General features: G+C 34.8%; 20 protein-coding genes and 2 riboswitches. Of the genes, 15 read left to right on the top strand and 5 right to left on the bottom strand.

Annotated features, from left to right (window positions below; genetic code table 11):
• Positions 1–5: 5 nt before the first annotated feature.
• Both phoR and ACYQ0C_RS15245 read left to right on the top strand, forming a co-directional pair.
• On the top strand, positions 6–1,787 hold the full coding sequence (gene phoR / locus ACYQ0C_RS15240; protein ID WP_016275735.1) for a two-component system sensor histidine kinase PhoR: 1,782 nt from the start codon (positions 6–8) through the stop codon (positions 1,785–1,787).
• Positions 1,788–1,879: 92 nt separating this feature from the next.
• Positions 1,880–2,082: riboswitch (cobalamin riboswitch) on the top strand.
• Between the two features lie 318 nt (positions 2,083–2,400).
• Positions 2,401–3,891, top strand: a complete 1,491-nt coding sequence (locus tag ACYQ0C_RS15245; protein WP_016275734.1) for an Arm DNA-binding domain-containing protein — start codon at positions 2,401–2,403, stop codon at positions 3,889–3,891.
• 152 nt (positions 3,892–4,043) lie between these two features.
• Here ACYQ0C_RS15245 and ACYQ0C_RS15250 read toward each other — a convergent pair whose 3' ends face one another.
• On the bottom strand, positions 4,044–5,705 hold the full coding sequence (locus ACYQ0C_RS15250; RefSeq protein ID WP_016275733.1) for a hypothetical protein: 1,662 nt from the start codon (positions 5,703–5,705) through the stop codon (positions 4,044–4,046).
• A gap of 160 nt (positions 5,706–5,865) precedes the next feature.
• Positions 5,866–6,159 carry a helix-turn-helix domain-containing protein gene (locus ACYQ0C_RS15255; protein WP_016275732.1) on the bottom strand — a complete coding sequence of 98 codons (294 nt, stop codon included), beginning with the start codon at positions 6,157–6,159 and terminating at the stop codon, positions 5,866–5,868.
• A 172-nt stretch (positions 6,160–6,331) separates the two neighbouring features.
• On the opposite strand from ACYQ0C_RS15255, the gene ACYQ0C_RS15260 reads away from it, so the two are divergent.
• From ACYQ0C_RS15260 to ACYQ0C_RS15320, 13 genes are all read left to right on the top strand, one after another.
• The gene (locus ACYQ0C_RS15260) at positions 6,332–6,637 is read left to right on the top strand and encodes a hypothetical protein (protein WP_016275731.1); all 306 of its coding nucleotides are present in this window, start codon (positions 6,332–6,334) and stop codon (positions 6,635–6,637) included.
• Positions 6,638–6,670: 33 nt separating this feature from the next.
• Entirely contained in the window at positions 6,671–7,003 is a 333-nt protein-coding gene (locus tag ACYQ0C_RS15265; RefSeq protein WP_016275730.1) for an SH3 beta-barrel fold-containing protein, read from the top strand.
• Positions 7,004–7,122: 119 nt separating this feature from the next.
• Positions 7,123–7,710 (top strand): tyrosine-type recombinase/integrase, encoded by a 588-nt coding sequence (locus ACYQ0C_RS15270; RefSeq protein WP_016275729.1) that lies wholly within the window; start codon positions 7,123–7,125, stop codon positions 7,708–7,710.
• Between the two features lie 349 nt (positions 7,711–8,059).
• Positions 8,060–9,169, top strand: a complete 1,110-nt coding sequence (locus tag ACYQ0C_RS15275) for a WG repeat-containing protein (RefSeq protein ID WP_128811774.1) — start codon at positions 8,060–8,062, stop codon at positions 9,167–9,169.
• Complete coding sequence (locus ACYQ0C_RS15280) at positions 9,166–10,272, top strand: SPFH domain-containing protein (RefSeq protein WP_016275727.1); 1,107 nt, start codon at positions 9,166–9,168, stop codon at positions 10,270–10,272. Before ACYQ0C_RS15275 ends, ACYQ0C_RS15280 begins: the two co-directional genes overlap by 4 nt.
• 359 nt (positions 10,273–10,631) lie before the next feature.
• Entirely contained in the window at positions 10,632–11,786 is a 1,155-nt protein-coding gene (locus ACYQ0C_RS15285) for a zinc ribbon domain-containing protein (protein WP_235782981.1), read from the top strand.
• Between the two features lie 23 nt (positions 11,787–11,809).
• Complete coding sequence (locus tag ACYQ0C_RS15290; protein ID WP_016275724.1) at positions 11,810–12,622, top strand: hypothetical protein; 813 nt, start codon at positions 11,810–11,812, stop codon at positions 12,620–12,622.
• A 13-nt stretch (positions 12,623–12,635) separates the two neighbouring features.
• Entirely contained in the window at positions 12,636–13,511 is an 876-nt protein-coding gene (locus tag ACYQ0C_RS15295; RefSeq protein WP_016275723.1) for a hypothetical protein, read from the top strand.
• Positions 13,512–13,604: 93 nt separating this feature from the next.
• The gene (locus ACYQ0C_RS15300) at positions 13,605–14,921 is read left to right on the top strand and encodes a leucine-rich repeat protein (RefSeq protein WP_016275722.1); all 1,317 of its coding nucleotides are present in this window, start codon (positions 13,605–13,607) and stop codon (positions 14,919–14,921) included.
• A gap of 9 nt (positions 14,922–14,930) precedes the next feature.
• Complete coding sequence (locus ACYQ0C_RS15305; protein ID WP_016275721.1) at positions 14,931–15,152, top strand: hypothetical protein; 222 nt, start codon at positions 14,931–14,933, stop codon at positions 15,150–15,152.
• A 1-nt stretch (position 15,153) separates the two neighbouring features.
• Positions 15,154–15,696 carry a hypothetical protein gene (locus ACYQ0C_RS15310; protein ID WP_016275720.1) on the top strand — a complete coding sequence of 181 codons (543 nt, stop codon included), beginning with the start codon at positions 15,154–15,156 and terminating at the stop codon, positions 15,694–15,696.
• 518 nt (positions 15,697–16,214) lie between these two features.
• Positions 16,215–17,009 (top strand): NADAR family protein, encoded by a 795-nt coding sequence (locus tag ACYQ0C_RS15315; RefSeq protein WP_016275719.1) that lies wholly within the window; start codon positions 16,215–16,217, stop codon positions 17,007–17,009.
• 210 nt (positions 17,010–17,219) lie between these two features.
• Complete coding sequence (locus tag ACYQ0C_RS15320) at positions 17,220–17,831, top strand: hypothetical protein (protein WP_016275718.1); 612 nt, start codon at positions 17,220–17,222, stop codon at positions 17,829–17,831.
• Between the two features lie 98 nt (positions 17,832–17,929).
• On the opposite strand, the gene ACYQ0C_RS15325 is transcribed toward ACYQ0C_RS15320, so the two are convergent.
• From ACYQ0C_RS15325 to gldE, 3 genes are all read right to left on the bottom strand, one after another.
• Positions 17,930–18,400, bottom strand: a complete 471-nt coding sequence (locus ACYQ0C_RS15325; RefSeq protein ID WP_016275717.1) for a hypothetical protein — start codon at positions 18,398–18,400, stop codon at positions 17,930–17,932.
• Between the two features lie 189 nt (positions 18,401–18,589).
• Positions 18,590–18,789: riboswitch (cobalamin riboswitch) on the top strand.
• Between the two features lie 279 nt (positions 18,790–19,068).
• A complete protein-coding gene (locus ACYQ0C_RS15330) occupies positions 19,069–19,695 on the bottom strand; it encodes a 4'-phosphopantetheinyl transferase family protein (RefSeq protein WP_016275715.1) in 627 nt (208 codons plus the stop codon).
• 9 nt (positions 19,696–19,704) lie between these two features.
• Positions 19,705–21,057, bottom strand: a complete 1,353-nt coding sequence (gene gldE / locus ACYQ0C_RS15335; RefSeq protein ID WP_016275714.1) for a gliding motility-associated protein GldE — start codon at positions 21,055–21,057, stop codon at positions 19,705–19,707.
• Positions 21,058–21,068 lie beyond the last annotated feature (11 nt).

Genomic DNA, 21,068 nt, shown 5'->3' on the forward strand with positions numbered 1-21,068 from the left:
TTTCCATGACTATTGAATTATCCAGCCACGTCCTGTCTTTCAACAAGAAACTGTTCTTGTCGGTAATCTCCTTATTCATAGCATTCGCCATCTGTTTCATGGCATTCCAATATCGCAGGGAGAAAGAATACAAAATAGAGCTGCTGAACACACAGCTCCAGAATTACAACGACCGTCTGAATGATTTCCTCCGTGGCAGGGATACGCTGAATATCCAACAACTGGACGACTATGTATGCGAACATACCTTTGAAGATCTACGCGTGACACTGATTGACAAAAATGGTACTGTAGTTTACGACAATCTGGAAAAAGATCCCAGCCACTTCGAGAACCACCATAACCGTCAGGAAATAAAAGAAGCTATCACTTATGGCAGCGGCTACTCCATCAACAGACAATCAGAAAGTCTGGGAGGTGAATTCTTCTATTCAGCCAGGTATTATCCTAATCTGGATTATATCATCCGTTCGGCCCTCCCCTATAATGTCAGTCTGATGAGACACCTGAAAGCAGATTCCCATTATGTATGGTTCACACTGATAATCAGCCTGATATTAATAATTATTTTCTACCGGTTTACACATAAGCTGGGAATGTCTATCACAAAATTACAACAATTCGCCATGAAAGCCGACCGCAACGAACCGATAGACACTGATATGCAGGATGCCTTTCCCAAAAACGAACTGGGCGAGATATCCCAACATATTATTCAGATTTACAAACGTCTGCATCAGGCAAAAGAAGATTTATATATCGAACGCGAAAAACTGATTACCCACCTCCAGATCTCGCACGAAGGTTTGGGTGTGTTCAACCACCGCAAAGAGGAGATTCTGGTAAATAACCTGTTCACACAATATGCCAACCTCATCTCGGACAAGAATCTGAGTTCTACGGAAGAAATCTTCTCCATCCCCGAATTGCAGCCCATCACCCGTTTCATTACAAAAAACAGAGAACGCAGTATCGGCAAAGAAGAGAAACGGATGTCATTGAACATAGACAAGAACGGACGTATCTTTGCCGTGGAATGCATTATCTTTCAAGATGACAGCTTTGAAATTTCCATCAATGACATCACTCAGGAACAAGAACAGGCACTGCTGAAAAAACAGCTGACACAGAATATTGCCCACGAGTTGAAAACCCCCGTAAGCAGCATACAGGGATATCTGGAAACCATAGTAAACAACCCTACCCTGCCCCGTGAGAAAATCAATGCTTTTCTGGAGAGAAGCTATGCACAAAGTAACCGGCTGGCACATCTGTTACGGGATATCTCCGTACTCACCCGCATGGAAGAAGCTCCGAACATGATCGAGACAGAACCGGTAAGCCTCACCATCATGATGCGGAATATCCTGAACGAAGTAACTTTAGAACTGGAAGAAAAGAAGATCACTGCCCACAATATGCTGCCTGAAGGACTGACCGTACAAGGCAATTCCTCCCTGCTGTACTCCATCTTCCGGAATCTGACGGACAACGCCATTGCATACGCAGGAACTCATATTTCCATAACCATCCGCTGTTTCCGCGAAGACGAACGTTTTTACTATTTCAGTTTCTCGGACACAGGCGTAGGAGTGGGCCCCGAACATCTAAGCCGTTTGTTCGAGCGCTTCTACCGGGTGGACAAAGGGCGTTCACGCAAACTGGGCGGTACCGGACTGGGACTGGCCATTGTAAAAAACGCAGTCATTCTGCATGGCGGAACAATTTTTGCCAAAAATACCCCCGGTGGAGGACTGGAATTCATATTTACACTGAGCAAAGAATGAGAAGATGCCAAGAACCTGTTTCTAAAATTTCTTCAAAATTTAAACAGACTCTAAAAAATAAAGAAAGATAATTGTTTTCTTAAATATAAACTGTATCTTTGCGATGCATCGGTTCATTTATCTCCCCTCCGAGGTGAATGATTAAAAGGGAATCAAGGTGAGAATCCTGAACAGTCCCGCTGCTGTATGTTTCACTAAACGCATAAGCAAAATGCCAATAACCACTGGGATAATTTCCGGGAAGGTGCTTATAGCGGAAACGAGTCAGAAGACCTGCCTGTGCATTTATCAAATCTGAAGCTTTCGAGGAAAGAGCTTGGAACACTGAACGTAAGGGATGCCTTTAATCACATCCGCTATTTTCTCCGTTTCACTGTCCGGAAAAGAATATCAGGTAAAAAGAACATTTATTTTAAAGTAAACTCTGCCAAGTTTATTTGAGTGCCAATTTGATGGGAATCACGTTGGCATTTTTCATTTATAACAAACTGTTATATTGCATATTACAGAATTTATTCCTATTTTTGCCAATAGTTAAAATCACTCGGTTTAAACCATAAAAGTTTAAACCAACTTTAAACCAAAATAAAATTGAACCCCGAAAAATAGGATTATGAAAGTCAGAAAAGAGTTATTCAAAAGTAAAACATTAGCGAATGGAGAACACCCTATCGCCATTAGAATCCACCATAAAAAAGCCAAATTAGTAATGACGGGAGTTTCTACCAAAGCCGAATATTGGAATAAAGAAAAACTTGCTGTTAAGTGTCAAGACAAAAAATATAAAGAGAAAAATAAAATTGTCAATGACGAATATCTACGAATCTTACAAAGAGTGACAGAGTTCGATACAATCAATCGTCCATACGACTTAGACCTTCTCGCATCCCATGAAGAAATTACAGCTATATATAATGAAATTGACGATAACGAGACTATTCCAATATACACTAATTTCTTTGATTTACTTGATGCCAAAATACAAACATACGAGGAAGGTAGTGCAAGAAAATATAGACAATTAAAAAATGCTTTGATTAAAATCTATGGGAATGAAATCGCAATTAAATCAATCAACAAAACATGGTTTGCAACCTTAGAAGAAAACTTAAAAAGCAAAGGAGTCAAACAAGCTAAAGAATTAATCAAACGATTTATTACAACATATAATTGGGGATTTACAGAGGGGCATATTCTATATTATAAACCAATATCTTATAATAAGAGAGCCTATACAAGCATCATTGAAAAAAGGACATTAGACCTTGAAGGATTTACCTTTCTTCAACATTTGTATAATATTGGTACAAATGAACATTTAAATAATTGGCTAAATGAGCCGTACACCTTTAATAATAATAGCTATTTTAATGCGATAAATATCTTTTTAATCATGGTTGCATTTGACGGATTAGCCCCTATTGACTTATCATATTTACGAATGAAAGACTTAAAACGCAAGCAATACAAAAAAATGCCACTTGATTACACAAGAATTAAAGATTCTCAATATATGAAAGAATATAATACCAAAAACCAAATCATTGAATATTATTCAGTACAATTATTGAGACAAAAGACAAAAAGAGAAGTTAATATTAAATTACCTTGTTATATTATTGATTCCCTATTATATCCCTATTATTATGATGAGGTAGGTTTCAAAAAAAAAGAAGACGATTTCATTTTAAACGTATTCGACAAAAAAACTTACTCTCAATTAAGTAAGAAGCAAATATATAGCAGAATGTCTAATTATTGGAACACTTTAGCCGATGCGCTAAATGATTACATTGCAACCATCCATAATGCACCAACTTCGCTAACAGAAAAAAGGATTACATACTATGCTGCACGACATACGGCTTTAAATGTTCTGAATGATAAAGGAGCAACATTAGAGGAAATTGCAAACATGGCAGGACATGATTTAAAAACATTAGAGAAATCATATTTAGGCGATTTTAATATAAAAAGAAAAGTTGAATCAAACTTAAGAATATGGGAAAATGAACCAATACAAGAAGAAGCGATTGAAAGTTCTTGGGAGAATCAACCAAGACAAGAAGAAACGATTGAAGGTTCTTGGGAAAATCAATCATAAGTACAGATACCACCGTAACCCCTCTCTTAGTTACCCCTCTTTGGAGGAAGGGGGGGGCTAAATTGCCAACGAGTAGTTCCTTTTTTTGTAAATTTTCTCCGCAAAAATGACTTCCTTTCAAAGTGAAAACAAGTTTCTAAACACTTTGTCTGCTAATTGAAAATTTTGTGCCACACAAATTCATTTGTTGCATGGTTGATATAAATTTCTGATGTCCCATCTTCCAATTCGTTTATTATGTCTCTGCAAGTTTGACACCTTGGGTGGGATTCGTCTTTGGCTATCACTTCAAAACTATCTATCAATTGATTTATTTCTTTTATGTCTTGCTCCTCTTGCTTTAGTTCTTTTACCACATTCTCCGTTGAATAATAGTCAACTGATACATTGGGAAACAAGCCGACACGTTGATACTCTTTTTCTATGATTGACTGCACGAGTTCAGGAGTACATTGGTCGTTAACTTTCGTATCTAAGACTACAATTGCATCATGTATTGTCAGCACTTTAAATCGTTTGGCGTACAGTTTGATTAATGTACTCCTGAATATATCACTTTCAATGCGCATCATTTGGTTAGCCAAGAAAGTACGGTCTTCTCTTTTACTTTCCTTCACCAATTTATAAACACTTGGATATTTCTTTTTAAATGACTTGGCAAAATCTTTTCCTTTTGTCGTCAGTGTCTTAGAATAAAAGACTTCACGGAATAGCGTTACTTTAATGTCAGAACGTAATAATCGTTTAAACTCGTCCAATCTCGTAAAATCATCCCAAAATATCCCCTTTGAAGTATTATAAATGTATTCCCAAATATCATTGGGGATATTTGCAATTTTTTCTTTTCGTATTCCATTATTTATCAATAAATTACATACTTGTTTACTAACAGAACAGTAAGAGTTATCTATATTAGAAAGATTATTATATAATATATGTAAGATATTATCATTTATATTATATCTTTCTATTATTAGTTTGTTAAATAACAAAGGGTGACTATTATGAATATCTATAGAAAATTTTATATTAAGAAAATTCTTAAATATTCTTGGTGATTGGGTTAAGATTGAATATATACGTAAGTTGCTATCAATAGATAATATGTTAAAGTTTCCTTTGTCATATTCATTTATGATATAAGTAAAATATTCTTTTGATTTTAAACTAATAAAATGATGTCTATTCCTATAATCTTCTGCTTCTTCTCTATGCGATAATTTGAGTATTTTCAACGATTTTGTAAAATTATCGTATAATTTATCCCCCATTTCAGATTTTATCTTCTGAATTTGTATCTGCTCATATTTTTTCAATTCTTGTTGCATCTTGTCGGAATATTCTTCAATATAAGATGAATATTTCATTTCCGATACAGTGGGCAAATTAGGATTAAGTTCAATTAAACGAGCCTGAATAGATGGTATATAACTACTTGATACTTTTATAATACCCAATGTCTCCAATGTCTTCAACATATCAATATAAACATGTCCCAATACAGTTTGTAATATTTGGGAATTAAAACGGGTAAAGTTTCCCTCTCTGTTAGATTTGCACCGTTGTATAAGTCGATGAATGAAGAAAGCATATTTCTTATATAATATTTGTTTTTTTGGCAATGGCTTGTTTGCTCCTTCAACAGTTTCGATTTTGGCAACAAAACTACTATCACAAGTTACCTTATCGAAATTAGTGATAGTCCATTGAGGTTGATTTTGATTTTTCAACAACTCTATATGTTTCTCAATTATTGCATCAATACTTATATCTTTGAAAGTATATATAAGTTGCTTCATTGGTAACTTTCCCATATTTTCGTGTTATTTATTGCGTTTTTATTCATCTTTTTTGCAAGTATGGTAATAAGTATATAAATTCAACTATATGTATTATATTATTGAATATCAATTGTATAAATCAAAAGCCACACCATTGTACATAGACATGAAACAGTTGGCTATATGATTTTTTTTATTTTACAGGCTGTTTGTAACGGGTAAGAAGATTTTCCATATCTTGAAGGGAAGTGACTTTAAAGATTTCATTCCCAATCTCAATATATCCGTTAATATTTTCATTTGCTTCTTTTTCAAACAGTTCTTGTATTGGCACTTCCAATGCAGCAGCAATTTTTTCCAATATTGCAACAGATGGATTGCCATTAATATGGTTACTTAATCCAACACGATTAATCCCCATTTTGTCAGCCAATGTTTGAACCGTCATGTTCTTTTCTTTAATAACCTCTTTAATTCGTAGCGCCATAAGTATTCATTTTTATTATAAATACAAATATACGTTTCTTTTTAATATGTATATTGATAGATATACGTAAAATAAGTTAATGTAGTTCTAAAAATATACGATTTTATTTGTATATGTATATCAAAAGCACTACATTTGCAACATGATAAGGAATCAATAACACTACAATAATATGAAACGATACGATAAAAAACAAGTGATGAAAGACGCTCACAGAATTTACAGTAACGATTTTCAACGCAAGGGGCGCACATGGTCGGAGTGTTTGACAGCGGCTTGGAGTTGGGAAAAAGATGCTGTTAGAGTTCGTGAGGCGAAAGCAGCAAGGCTTGATGCAATGATAGCCGCAAGTTGGAAAGCGCACAACGAAAGAAAAGAAGCCAAGACAAATGAGAATTGGTATAAAGGAATTGATTCAGAAACTCTTTCTTATGCAATGGGATATGGAAGAGGTAACAATTTCTATTGTGGTGACTAATTAAAAGAGTATTAATCAATTAATAATAAAGAAATGCAAGCAATAATTTTAAACGGTATTACAGCGACAAGAGCGAGAGTTGTTACAGTGCGCACAAACGCACGTGAAATAGATGGGATTTCAAAGGCAATTTTGATTGAACAACTGAAAAACAAGTTGAAAAGTGGCAAAATCGTAAAATTCGCCTACTTAAAAAGTAATGGTGAAGTTCGTATTGCATTTGGCACTACCCATCCCGATTTTGTGAAAGACAAAGTTTGTGGTTGGGGCGCAAGTCGTGAAAATTATGCTACTACTGCTTATTTTGACTTGGAAAAATGCAGTTGGCGTTCCTTCCGATGGGAGAATCTAATAGCGGTATTTTAATATTCACTAATGCACAAAGTGAATATTGTATTGAATGCCAACGACTTAAATAATTTTGCTATTTTGAGGTATTGATATGATATTCACTTTTATTTAATAACTAACAAAATTGAACATTTATGAGCTTGAAATATAGTCAGACAACAAGTGATTATTTGGAGTGGAAAGACGCAATGAATTTAATTCGCACCCTATATCGGGATGGCAAATTTCAAATGTCTTTGTTCGTTTCAATCGGTTGTTTTTGGGGACTAAGAGTTTCCGATATATTGGCTTTACGTTGGAAGCAGATTTTGCATGTGGATGAATTTTGTATTATTGAGAAGAAAACGGGAAAAAGTAGAACCATACGGATTAACCCACAATTGAAAAGGCATATTTCGGACTGTTACCAACAAATTCACCCCATTGGTGTAGATGCTCCTATACTTGTCAGCCAAAAGGGAAGCGTATTCACTGTGCAGCGTATCAATGTGATTTTAAAGGAGATTAAAACAAAATATGATTTGTCAGTTGGGAATTTCAGTTGCCATAGTCTTCGTAAGACTTTTGGGCGACAAGTTTATAATGTAAATAGCGATAGTGCGGAACTCGCTCTAATAAAGTTGATGGAATTATTCAACCATAGTTCCGTAGCCATTACCAAACGATATTTGGGGCTTCGTACAGAAGAACTACTCCAAACCTATGATTGTTTGACCTTTTAGTATATATTTGTCTTATAAACAGCTCATAGAACGTTGTCAAATTCGCTTTTAATGTATATCTTTGCATTGCCGTTGGTTTGCAATGGCAGACATAGTATATAAGGAAGCGTTTGGCTTTATTCTGAATCAAGGAATCTCGACAATTCATTGTACAGTAGGAATAGAAAAACGTTCTCCCTTTGGCGTGTTATATATGTACCATAACATATAATCGTCAAGGGTGGAGCTGTTTATTTATCTTCTGTACGGGCAGTCGAGAGCCTCTTGGTGAGATAAACAAAACAGACTCCACTTCCTTTTTTTATAACCCTCCCTTTTGAGTCTGTGGGAAACATATTTTACGGATATTATGGCACATGAAAAAATAACTTGTCCCTTTTGTGGTGGGATGGTTACTGTTGGTTCTGTGTGTGAATATTGTGGAAACTTTGTTTCTTCAACATCCTTTAAAGTTGATGGAGAAAAAAAAGACACAATACACACTTCAAAACAAGAAACCATTAGGGCTGTTCAAAATACAGAAAATGGGAAATGGGGTGTGTTGGATTCAGAAGGATTGCAAATTGTTCCTTTTGAATATGATAGTGTGCGTATAGTTCTTCCCTTTGTGATTATAGGCAAAAAAATGTCTTTGCGAAATAATGGAGAAAAACTATTGTTGGGGGCGTACAGTATCAAGTCAAAGAAGATATTAGTTCCTATTGAATATGATTGGATTGACGTTAAAAGTTATCGTTTGGAAGATGGTAAATGCTTTTACTTGGAAACAGCAAAAAATGTACTTGCTACGGTTCGTAATGAATTGAGGAGGGTTCGCAAATATGGCTTATATAATGGCAACAGTGAAATAGAACTGTTGCCATGTAAATATGAACGGTTTTCTTATTATGAAGGTGGTAGTTACCTTATATTTAGTGAAAACGATAAAAGCGGATTATGCAACATTCGAGAAGGAGAAGTTATGTTTCCTTGTATTTATAAAAATATATGGCTAATAGGCAAATACGTTGAAGTAACAGAAGATAAATACAGAGGATTGTACGATATTTCAAGTAATTATCCGATTCAAATATTACCAATTCTTTATGAGGAAATACGTTTGACTGATAATTGGTTACTTGTAAAAAAACAATATTGGGGAATATCAAATTATGCAGGTGAGGAAATTATACCTTGCCGATATGATAAAATAGAATATGATGGAGAGAATAAGCTACGTTTGTTTTATGATAATCAAACTAAACATGTGTTACAAATTGAATTAGATGGTGATAAGGTGGTGAAAGGGGATGCTCCTCATTTATCATCTGTAATATTGTCGCTCATTTTTTCTTTCTTTTCTTTTTTCTTTCTTAGTTTCCTTGCGGATGATTATTGGGTAGGAGTTGTTTTTTCTTCAATAACTGTTTGTTTTCCTTTGTTTCTTTATATTCATAATAAAAAATATGAAATACGATGAACCTTGTAGATGTAATTAAGTGTGAGGTAAACGACAAGGAACTTGTGTACAAGTTTTCGCCTGAAAATTTGCGATTAGGTTCGCAATTGGTTATATATCCAACTCAGACAGCTTTTTTTGTAAAAGGCGGTGTGATTTTGGATGAATTTATTTGTGGTACATACACTTTAAAAACGGAGAACATTCCGTTATTGGGTAAACTGATAAATCTTCCTTTCAATGGGCAGACACCTTTTAAAGCGGAGGTTTGGTTTATCAATCAAATAGCCATTCTTGATTGTAAATGGGGTACAGCAAGCCCGATACAGATTGAAGACCCGAAATATGGGATTATCGTACCAATAAGGGCATTTGGACAGTATGGGTTTAAAATTATCAGCCCACGACAATTCTTGGAAAGTTTGGTAAGCAATATGACTTCGTTCACTGTAGAGAAACTTACCAATTATTTTAGGGGGATTATAATGTCTAAACTGACAAATATTGTTTCAGAAAAATTGTCCCAAGATGGAATATCGGTGATTAATATAAATTCACACATAAGTGACATATCCGAATTTTGCCAACAACGCATTGGCGTTGAATTTGAGAAGTACGGACTTAAACTTGAAAATTTCAATGTAATAGGAATTAATGTTCAAGAGAACGACCCAAGTTTTATCCGTTTGAAAGAAGCTAAAGACTTGGCAGCACGTTTAAAAATAACGGGAAAGGATGTGTACCAAATGGAGCGTAGTTTCAATGTTTTGGAGAATGCGGCTTCCAATGAAGGAGGTGGGCTTGTCAGCTCAGGCGTTGGAATTGGAATGGGACTAAATATAGGTAATCAAGTCGGTAGTATGGCGATGAACACATTAAATGTTAATCCCCCATCATTAACAGTGCCTCCCCCATTGCCCGTCCAAGAATATTATATTGCGGTCAATGGGCAGCAACAAGGGGCTTTTGACTTCAATACTATTAAAGTGAATATTGAAAACGGGACAATTCAGGGAAATACTTTAATTTGGAAAAAGGGGATGGCTAATTGGGGATTTATATCCCAACTTCCTGAATTTTCGTCTTTCTTCAATGAGTTACCTCCCAAGTTACCAACCATGTAATTTTATCGGCTATGAAACAGATTATAATAGTAATAGGAATAATCCTTTTAGTTGCCAATCTACTGTTTGGCTTGATACTTCCATCTTATGAAGTGTTCAACTTGTTTGTCAGTAGTTTGGTTATAGTCGCTACTACTGCGTTATTATTTTGTTTGAATGTGGTGACATTGAAAGATGGTTTTAAAATATCGTTACATGTACTGTTTTCCATATTGGGAGCTATAGAGTTTGTATTATCATTGTTTTCTTCCAAAACTTTTGAAAACAATTGGTTTCTATTGGTAATAGTATTGTCTCTTGCAGTACAAAGTATCATTCTGTTAATTACTAACAAGGTCTCAACTAAAATTAAATAGGAAGTGGAATACATTACATGTAAAAAGTGTGGTTGCCAAATGTCTGCCATGTCGGAAGCATGTCCCATGTGTGGCACACCGACTAACGAGAATGTACAGACGGCAAATACTTCATCCAAGAATGAAACAGAGAAATGCGAGCAAACATCCAATGTTTCAATCTTAAAAAGTGGCAAAAGAGTATATTGGGGTGTTGCTGCGGTTCTTACTATCCTATTTATTGTGTATGTTGGATATAAGGTTGGTAATCGTCAGAATGAAAATAAAAAAAACGTCACGGGCATACAACAGACCAATAACGAACAACGTGATACGTTTAAACGGGAAATCCCCATTAAGAATACAGAAACGATAAAAAAACTGACAGAAACGGATATAAAAGAAGCATTTCTGCGACATTGGAAACACTACAAAGGTGATAGAGAGCTTATTCCGTTAGAAAAGTGCAGTGAAGGGTATAATATCTTTATTGGGGATTTGGATGGTGACGGTATAGATGATGCGGTAGTTAATGCGTACGTTACTCCGAGTGCGAAAGAAATATCCGACAATGATTATGAAGACAAGTCCTATATATTTTGTTTTCTGAATAATGGTAAATCTTACAAACTTGCTGTTGCAACAAAATTATATACTATGTTCTTTGTTGAAAATATAAACAATGGAGAAATACATGCCTATCGCATTGAATATATGAAGAGAATGAATGACGGAAAAAGAACTGCCATAAAAGACAGCCATATTTTCAAATATGACGGTGATAAATTGGTGGATTTGGGTGGAACTAAAAGGCTTGTTGATGAAAAAAATCCCCAAATAGAGCGAAGAAGCGAAAATGCAGGATTAATAGAAGGGTATTTTTACCGTTATGAGGGTGATATGAAAGTTTTTCCCATAAAGGTGGATTTTGGAGTTTTGTCAAATGGCATGATAAATGGTGAATACCAAAATGTAAAGTATGGTACGGTGTTAGATTTGACAGGGCAATTAATATCCGATAAATTGCAGTTGGTTGGTGAAAGCCAAAATGAGAAAATTGTCTTTGAACTTTCTTTTTCTTCTCCCGAACATTTAAAAGGATATGGGAAGGTTGGTGATAATTCACTGTTTGTCAATTTGAAACAGATTTCAAATGAAATAATAAACGATAGTCATTAACGAGCACTTAAAAATACAGAAGTATGAAAAATATTTTAGTAACAATCATTTTAACAAGTGTCAGTGTATGCGTATTCGCTCAAAAAACGAATAACAAAGGTGAGTATATGGTGAAAAGCATACATTGGGTTAATGCTTTTACTCAAAAAGAGGTTGGCAACAAAGGGGATAAGTGGTATCGTTTCAAGTATAACGATGATGGAAACCTGATTGAAGTACGGAAAGAGTATTATCAGAATTTCAAGAACAAGACAGTTGAAATTTTTACCCTTTCCAATAATCGGTATCAATTCATTTCTTATGTGAATGGCAAACAAGACCCCTATACCAAATGTGAATTTACTTTTAATGAACAAGGATATATAGACAAACTATATGATTATTCTACAAAAGGTGTAGAAGCAGGAACTCTTTTTACATTAATATATTACGATAATGGAGATTTAAAAAGCATTGATGATTTATTTGAGGAGAAAGGGGGTAATCGGTATAAAATCCATAACTACGAGGAATATACTTGGGAAAATGGCAATGTGGTAGGTTTTCGCTATACTAATGATGATGGTTATACACAAGATTTTAAAACCCATTATACTGATAAAAAAGATAATACCAACATTAATTTGGTATCACTAACAAAACATACTGCCCACCCATATAATGCGCATATATTGTTTGCGACTGAGTGGTGTGGTAAGAAGCCTAAAAACTTGGTTTTAAAAGAAAGTGGTGACAATTCTTTCGATTACATTTATGAAGGTAATCTATTGAAGAGAATCAATAAAAAGAATAGTTCTTACTCCAAAGGATATTACTTGATTGAATATGTGTATTAACCAAACAATGATTATGAAGTATATTACATTAGTGATACTAAGTCTTTTTTATTTAAGCATAAAAGCTCAAACAACTAATGCCCACGGGCAATATATGGTAAAAACCGCTGTATGGAAAGTATATGGAGGCTATAGTTCATTTAAAATGGATTTAGAATATTATCCAAATGGGAATTTAAAAGTAGTTACAAAAAGTTATGTGCTTAGTGGTAAGAAATACAAAGAAATATATTCTATCTCTTATAATTCCAAAGGAGAAAAAACACTGAATTTCATTCGATATGTAAATGAAAAACAGAATTTCAGTGCGATTTGTAAATACAATTTTAATGAAGATAATTTAATTTCTTATATTAATTGGTATGCACCATCTCAAAATAAATTAGTACAAGCGTTTCAATTGTTTTACAACGAGAATAGGGAACTTGTAAAGCTGACACAAACGACAAGTGAGAATATGGATAAAGATTGGAGTAGTAAAACAGTTACAACAATCAATTGGGAAAATGGAAATATAATTTCAGATAAAGTAATTCGTAATGATGATAATGAATTTCCTGGAAAAGCAAATTTTGTCTATTATCCTGAATCAGAAGTAATAAACAATACAAATTTGAACCTTAATTTTCTCATATTTTATTGTTATGGCAGGGATTATACAATGGATGTTGTATTTGGTACAGAATGGTGCGGAAAGAACACCAATCTTATATTAAAAGGTGACGAAGATAGTTTGAAAAGATATAAACATCTTCAACCTGAGTTTCGTGAACATTATGAATATGAAAAGAATGGGGATTTGATTACAAAACTTAGGTATATTGCTCCAAGAGTGGGAGAAAAGCATAACTATGTTTATGGAACACTTACATTGGAATATGTATATTGACAAAATGTAATACAAGATGTGGTACAAAATGTACCTACAACAATATATAATATAAACAGTATAGATAATATATAACTTTTAAATTAATATTATATGATTAAGAAACTGCTTTTTACATTGCTTTTTGGAATGCTTGTGCTTCCATTGGCAAATGCACAAACTTCGTCCATGAAGATTGAAACGTACAAGATTGATAATGTCAACACAAGAGGATTAAACCCGAATACAAAAGGGGATGAAGAATTTGACCTTGGTAATGGACCTGGATGGGGAAGTGCAATGATTATGATGGGTGAAAAATATCCTCATGAATCACTTCAATATAAAGTGCAAACTTGGTATAACCCAAGTGAAGGTTATTGGGATGAATATGGTATTGAACCAAATTATGAAGATTATAAGAAAACAATTAATATGCTTATTTATGGTGATTGGCAGAATCCCGAAGATGGAACTTGGCATCATACATACCTGACAGCAGAGGACTTCAAATTCATGCGTGACAGCCTTCCAAACTTGTATGAAGTTAGAATGTGTGGTGATATTGAAATTCGTGGTTATAAGGGCGAAAATGGTACTCTAAACGGCTATCATGAATATCCTGATGGGGAGATACCACCTTATGCCTTTGATAAAAGTTATAACAACAAGAAATTGAATAAAAAGCCACAATATAAGTCAATCATCTTACCGAAGAATATAACTTCAATTGGTGAGTATGCTCTTGCGAACATCATTGACCTTTACTTGGATTCAGAAGAACAATGGGATGATTCGTCTCACAATGATAGTGGAAATCCTGATAAACCAAACGCAAAACGTTTTTGGAACGACTTATTCGATGGTTATATCTACCTCTCCAACTTGAAGAACCTTAAAACGATTAAGGATAATGCGTTTGTCAACACCATATCAACAAGAATTTATCTTCCTGAAAATCTTGAATCCATTGGTGAGAATGCTTTCAATTCTGACATTATCAAGGATAGAGCAATAAATACCAATCTTGACAGCATCATTGTAACCTCTGCAACGCAACCAAAGATTGCGGAAAATTCATTTGGCATGAAGTTTAAGGATGCAAAGATTGTCGCACCAAGCAAGAAATATTATTTGAATTATAAGTATGACAAACAGTGGGGCTTATCCAAGAACCTGACATACTTTGGTTATATGTCACCCAATCCCATTGATATTCGTTTGGATAAGGGAAAGTTAATCATCAATATAAAGGATGATGCAACAGAAACGGGAGTTGTTTCATGCTTCCAAGACGGAAGAAAGGTCAGTGATATAGAACTGAATACGGGAAACAACATTGTGAACCTGAATCCCAAGATGGAATATAAGATTTCAGTGGAAGCGGAAGAGTTTAATTTGAAACCATATAAAGTAAATACTAAAAGATAGAATATTATTATGAAAAAGATACTTTTACTGACTACATTGTTTGCAACGCTTTTTACGGCTTGTAGCGAAGAGGAAAATACACCTGAAATACCTGAATACATTATACCTGAAAATGATATAAATTCAGTGAAAGAACGCATTAGCTTGGAAGATAATCAGGAGTTGGTTACTTATAGCATAATAAGTAAGGATAGCATTTGGGGGTTATCAAAAGATATAACTATAAATTAGTATGAACTTTATAGAAGAAATATGTGGGATTTCCACTAATAATAAACAACCGTTGGTTTTACTTGACGAAATGACAGTTAAGAATCTCTGGAACTGTTTACAACATGGATTTGTGCTGATAGGAATTCGTGAAAGTAATTGTATGCAGAAGGAGTTAATAAAAAAACTTCAAGCGGATATTATAAAAAATGATTTTCGCTATTGCCCAATATTCGGATGTTGCGTGAATGGTAATGGAAGCGTATATTATTTGTCTGCCTTTGTTGTCGCTAATTTAAACAAGGCTAAAGAACCATGTGATTTTACAGCTTTAAGATTGTTTGCCGATGAAATCTCGCCTAAATATAGGCAACAAGTATCTATCTGTGAAAATTCTTCATGTACTTCCGTAATTTCTTTGATTGATGCTTTCTTTGAGGATTGGCTAAAAGGGAATGGTTTATCTTGCTTATATAAAGGTTGTTATCTCAATCCTCCACCGATGTCTTATTCTGAACGGTACATACGTGATGTAAAAATGAACGAGATATTTATTAATATATGACATGAGTAAGGTTTGCTTACTTAAAGTTATATATATGATTCTTTAAATATTAAGAGGTATGGCGATACTTCATTTTATTCATCATTTTTTTAAGAGTACTCCGTTGGGATTACTCTTTTTTTTATGCCTTTCCTGCATCAACTTAAGAATCAAATGATTTATAAGTTACATTTCAGGGCTATTTTATTGATATATAATATCAACCAAAATGTATCCTATATTTGTGGGTAAAATATAAATCGCTGTAAATTAATAGTTTGTTTTGGTTGAGGTGAAATAAAAAAAGCTACCGTTATATTCGGATATTTGGTCGTTACATCAATGGTGACTACTTACGATAATTTATGAGCAAAAAAAATTAAGAATAATTATAGCGAATAATTAGGACTATTGTTTATGATGCCTTATATTTGCATAATAAACATCCATAGTGTTTTAGCGTGCACTAACAGAGTTTTATAGTAACTTATGTTGGTAAAATAATAGGAGTTTTAAGCAGTGCTTATAAAAAAAACAATATGGATAAAAATTTCATGTATGGGAACTGCCCTACTTCTACTCAAACTCTTCTTTTCAATGAAATAATATTGGGACGTACAGAGGTGTATGATACGACAAAACATAATTGTTGGGCGTTTTGTAAATCTACAGATATACGTAACGGAATAACTCTCAGTTTGGGTAATTTGTGTGGTGGCTATCCTTTTCCATTTTGTGGTCATATCTTCCGAAGTAGTGAATGTGCATATCTCTGTGGGGAGTTTTCTTTGGATGCACCTTTGAACAAAGTTATTCAGCAGAATTTGATGGATGAACCAAACGCTTTTGTTCAGAAAAAAGTTATCAAGAAGGCTAATATGGAACATGTTCGTCAAGATTGGGCAGAAATTCGTTTGCAATGGATGCTCTATGTGGTTTGGTGCAAGTGCATTGGTAATTTAGAATTTAGGGAATTGCTGTTGTCTGTACCAAGCGATGCTGTGATTATTGAAGACAGCACGAACAATCACGGTGCAACTGCCACATTATGGGGTGCTAAAAATAAGGAATTGAAGCGATGCCGTTGGGAAAAGAAGAAGGAAGTATGTGCGCAACATCAAGGTCTAAAGAAAAACGCTTTAAAGTTGCTTGTTTCTGAGGAGTGCGGTAAAATTAATAATGTAGGTTGTTTCATAGGTGAGAATAATTTGGGTAAGATATTGAAAATGTGTCAAATCGCTCTTATACATCACGTATCTCCACCGATTGATTATGCCCTTTTGAAAGAAAAGAAAATTTATTTACTTGGTAAAGTACTGACTTTTAATGAGTAATATCTCCGTTTCGGTATGGATTTACATTATAAAAGTGTGATTTTGAATGAAACATGCGTAATATAAAGAGAAATGGGATATTTATAAATAAGATGATTCTTTAAGTAGAGGTATGGTGATACCTCATTTTGTTCCTTTTTAGGAGTAACTTTGTTTTAGGGTTACTCCTTTTTTTGTATTTTAGTACCCATCAAATTAAAAATCACAACTATGATAACAGATAAGATGTCCGATATGGAAATATTTAAAGAGGTATGGAGTGAACGGGGGGCAGTTCATGGTTATATGGAGAGACTTATACCCAAGTATAGGCGACCTATCATTAAATCAAGTAAATTCCCAATGTATTTTACTCCAATTGAGTTTGTATCTCGCAAAAACAATAGGTATTTGATTTTCTTTGAAGCACGTAATAAAAAGGATTGGGAAAGAGGTATATTATATACAATTATTTGCTTATATGAAAAGCAAGGTGGAACTAATGTAATGATGTTCTCTACTGTCTCTAAAGGTATTCATATATACTCTCCACATTTCTTTTCCCGATATAGAAGCCGTTTCCTTAAGGATGATAGTATATCTCCTTTAGATGTGATAAAACGTTTCTTCAAAATAAATCCCACAGCTACGATTTCTGTGGTAGAAGATAGTGATGAATTTTATGGCACTTGTAATGAAGGAGCTGTTTTTGGAAAGATAACAGCCGACAATGTTATTGTTCTTAAAACATTTGTAAGTTTTGAAATGTTACATGATTCGCAAGAACACATAAAAACCGATATTTATGACAATTTGATTAAATACAGAGCAGAAATTCAGTAAGAAAGGTGGAGTATTGTATCAATTATACACAGAAATAGCCACATAGAAGGATATACCTATATCTCGATGTGGCTTTTCTTTTGATTTATACAAAAAGGTTAATCATCTTCATCACATAATTTTATAATAGAATTACCGTCTTCATCACTATCAACAATACATTCTTCACCAATAATACATCCCAATTCTTCTGCGATTTCCTGCACCATTCTTTCCCATAAATATTCTCGTAATTCTGAATACTCTGCGTCCTTCCCTTCTAATTCATCTTCAAAATCAAAAGCATAGTACATATCTTGGTACTTGATAATCCAATATGGCTCAAAGAGGAATGCAGATGAAAACATCCATTCGTCAATATTCATTATTCTTTCGTCTTCTTCTCCCAAAACATCAATCTTTTGAGGAAGATATTCAGCTATGATATGGGCTGTATAAAGTTCCCATATTTCCAAATCATCAAAAACACTATTGGGTTCATACTTCTTTTGAAGTTCTTCCAAATTAGCAGACTTATGGGCTACCTTCTCAAATAATGAAATGTATTCTTCTAAAACTTCTTTTTCCATGATATTTTATTTTAAGGGTTAATAATCGCTCCCAATATAGGAAAAATCAAAGAAAAAATATCTAAAAAAGATACTCTTTTTTGTTGTTAGTGCGCAAATTTAAATACGTAAATATAGTTACGTAAAAAGTGCGTATTGATTAGATTTTCATTTTTCCAAGTTATAACTTATGGAATTGCAATATTTATTCATATCTTTGCGGCACATTGGTTTGCAACTCTCGTACGAGAGGAGTAATTAAAAGGGAATCAGGTGTAAATCCTGAACAGTCCCGCTGCTGTAAGTTTCATATAAAAAGTTATAAACAACACTTTCGCCAATGGGAAATCCCGTGAAGGCAGTTTATAAACGAAACAAGTCAGAAGACCTGCCATGTAGTTTTTGCATCATTGCTTTCGAGGAAAGAGCATTGAATTTAATGATTATATTCATTCTATTCAGTTTCAGATTTGAGGGTTATTCTTGTTTCAAAATATTACTTTTGCAATATTTAACGCTATCGGACATCAAAACAAGAAAATAAAATGGCGCTAAAAACTTTAAACCAAAAATTTAAACCAATACAGAGTTTTTAAATAATATATTTGATTTTCAATATATTATTAAATTTTAAAGTAAACTCTGCCAAGTTTATTTGGAATGCTCAGCCGAAGTGATTCGCCTGAGCATTATTTTATAACCCAAGTCAATACAAAGTCGGGATGAGTGACATAACGAACCCGGTAACGTCCTTGTCGGCCCGTACGATATTCACATGCCTCGAACTCCCCCTCTTCCGACAGGCTGAAAGGAAAAATACGAAGATGACGAATGAAATCCACCTCCTCTACCCCCATCAGTTTGAACAGTGCCTCCTTGGCCGACCAATGGAGTAGCAAAGCATAAACTTCATCTCCTCCCATCATTGCGGGCTCTTCATCAGAACGAATAAAACGGGAAGCTACTTTCCGCACTCTGGTTCCATACTGCTCTATATCCATTCCCACCTCACAGGAAGAATGAAGCGCCACCGCCACATAACCGCGAGTATGCGAGATACTGATATACCAACTTCCATCCTTCAAATAAGGCCTTCCCGAAGGGTAATAAACGATCTCCTTTTCTTCTCCACACAAAGCCTTCAGCAGCACACGTACCGACAACCATTCATGCTTCCGTTTTTCGGAAAAAACAGCCAGTTTCTCTTCATACCAGTCTTTATGCTCCAATGATGCCAGCAGTTGTTCCGTTGTTTCATCAGATTTCCATATTCCAAGTAGAAAATCCCCTTCGCTATAAGTACGATATAAAGGCATGACTAAAATTTATTTCTTTTCTTCTTCCACAGGTTTGGAAGAGTCAACAGTAACCTTTACTTTCAAAATGCGACGTGTACTCATTTCAAGTACCTCAAAATGATAATTCCCGTAATCCAACCGCTCGTGCAACACAGGGAACTCCCCTTTTATCTCCAGCAACAAACCGGCCAAAGTATCTGCATCTCCTTCTACTTTCTCGAAAAGATCAGGATCGGCTTTCATAATCTTATAAAAATCGGACAGCAAGGTTTTTGCCTCGAATATATAGGTACGGTCATTCAGCTTCACATACGTACGTTCTTCATCATCGTATTCATCATTAATCTCACCCACAATCTCCTCAATGATATCTTCCATCGTGACAATGCCCGAAGTACCTCCGAACTCATCGACAACAATGGCAATATGGATCTTGTTCGCCTGAAAATCACGCAAAAGGTCATCAATCATCTTTGTCTCAGGCACAAAATAAGCGGGACGGACCAATGTTTGCCAACGAAAGTTGTCGCCTTTGCCCAAATGAGGAAGCAAGTCCTTGATGTAAAGAACCCCCTTTATATTATCCCGTGATTCGGCATATACCGGAATACGGGAATAAGCATTGTCCACAATGCATTTCAACACTTCGGAATAAGGGGTGTTAATTTCCAAATCCACCATGTCCAGCCGGGAAGTCATCACCTCCTTGGCTGTTTCCTCACCAAAACGGATAATGCCTTCCAGAATATTGCTTTCCTCTGAAATCTCATTCTTGTCCGTCAGTTCCAAAGCCTGTGAAAGCTCATCAACGGAAATGTTATAATTCTTTTTTGCCACACATCTGTTCACCAAAAAGGAAGAACGGACCAGCAATGCCGACAAGGGTGAAAAGAATTTCTTCAAAAAAGAAATGACAGGAGCTGCCTTACGGCAAAACTTTAACGTGTTCTGCGCCGAATAGATTTTAGGCATGATCTCACCAAAAAGCAGCAGCAGAAAAGTAAGGACAACCGTTATAAGCAGAAATTCCAAGATCACGGAATTTCCAAAGTGTATGGTGCTGGCAAAAAAGTAATTGCACAGCATGATAATAGTTACATTGACGAAATTATTAGAGATAAGAATTGTCGCCAACAAACGTTCGGAATCATTCAGCAGGGCGCTGATACGTCTGTCCGAAGCATGTTTTCCTTCCTCTATCTCACTTAAATCAACAGGTGAAAGGGAAAAGAAAGCTATTTCCGAAGCAGACACAAAGCCTGATGCATACAACAATAAAACAGCTAACAAGATAGCCACGATGGCTCCTAGGGTAGGAGCCGTTACGGTTACACCGTCAAATAAATCCGCCAAGCGGCATAAATACGAGTCAGGGTCCAAGGAATCTGGTT

The sequence above is a fragment of the Phocaeicola sartorii JCM 17136 = DSM 21941 genome, from assembly GCF_054653615.1.

Bases quoted from the DNA above. Each gene is read 5' to 3' on its own strand.
- phoR (WP_016275735.1), top strand. From the start codon at position 6: ATGACTATTGAATTATCCAGCCACGTCCTGTCTTTCAACAAGAAACTG.
- ACYQ0C_RS15295 (WP_016275723.1), top strand. From the start codon at position 12,636: ATGAAGTATATTACATTAGTGATACTAAGTCTTTTTTATTTAAGCATA.
- ACYQ0C_RS15315 (WP_016275719.1), top strand. From the start codon at position 16,215: ATGGATAAAAATTTCATGTATGGGAACTGCCCTACTTCTACTCAAACT.
- ACYQ0C_RS15265 (WP_016275730.1), top strand. From the start codon at position 6,671: ATGCAAGCAATAATTTTAAACGGTATTACAGCGACAAGAGCGAGAGTT.
- ACYQ0C_RS15330 (WP_016275715.1), bottom strand. From the start codon at position 19,695: ATGCCTTTATATCGTACTTATAGCGAAGGGGATTTTCTACTTGGAATA.
- ACYQ0C_RS15325 (WP_016275717.1), bottom strand. From the start codon at position 18,400: ATGGAAAAAGAAGTTTTAGAAGAATACATTTCATTATTTGAGAAGGTA.
- ACYQ0C_RS15270 (WP_016275729.1), top strand. From the start codon at position 7,123: ATGAGCTTGAAATATAGTCAGACAACAAGTGATTATTTGGAGTGGAAA.
- ACYQ0C_RS15320 (WP_016275718.1), top strand. From the start codon at position 17,220: ATGATAACAGATAAGATGTCCGATATGGAAATATTTAAAGAGGTATGG.
- ACYQ0C_RS15255 (WP_016275732.1), bottom strand. From the start codon at position 6,159: ATGGCGCTACGAATTAAAGAGGTTATTAAAGAAAAGAACATGACGGTT.
- ACYQ0C_RS15275 (WP_128811774.1), top strand. From the start codon at position 8,060: ATGGCACATGAAAAAATAACTTGTCCCTTTTGTGGTGGGATGGTTACT.
- ACYQ0C_RS15245 (WP_016275734.1), top strand. From the start codon at position 2,401: ATGAAAGTCAGAAAAGAGTTATTCAAAAGTAAAACATTAGCGAATGGA.
- ACYQ0C_RS15260 (WP_016275731.1), top strand. From the start codon at position 6,332: ATGAAACGATACGATAAAAAACAAGTGATGAAAGACGCTCACAGAATT.
- ACYQ0C_RS15290 (WP_016275724.1), top strand. From the start codon at position 11,810: ATGAAAAATATTTTAGTAACAATCATTTTAACAAGTGTCAGTGTATGC.
- ACYQ0C_RS15250 (WP_016275733.1), bottom strand. From the start codon at position 5,705: ATGGGAAAGTTACCAATGAAGCAACTTATATATACTTTCAAAGATATA.
- ACYQ0C_RS15280 (WP_016275727.1), top strand. From the start codon at position 9,166: ATGAACCTTGTAGATGTAATTAAGTGTGAGGTAAACGACAAGGAACTT.
- ACYQ0C_RS15310 (WP_016275720.1), top strand. From the start codon at position 15,154: ATGAACTTTATAGAAGAAATATGTGGGATTTCCACTAATAATAAACAA.
- ACYQ0C_RS15300 (WP_016275722.1), top strand. From the start codon at position 13,605: ATGATTAAGAAACTGCTTTTTACATTGCTTTTTGGAATGCTTGTGCTT.
- ACYQ0C_RS15305 (WP_016275721.1), top strand. From the start codon at position 14,931: ATGAAAAAGATACTTTTACTGACTACATTGTTTGCAACGCTTTTTACG.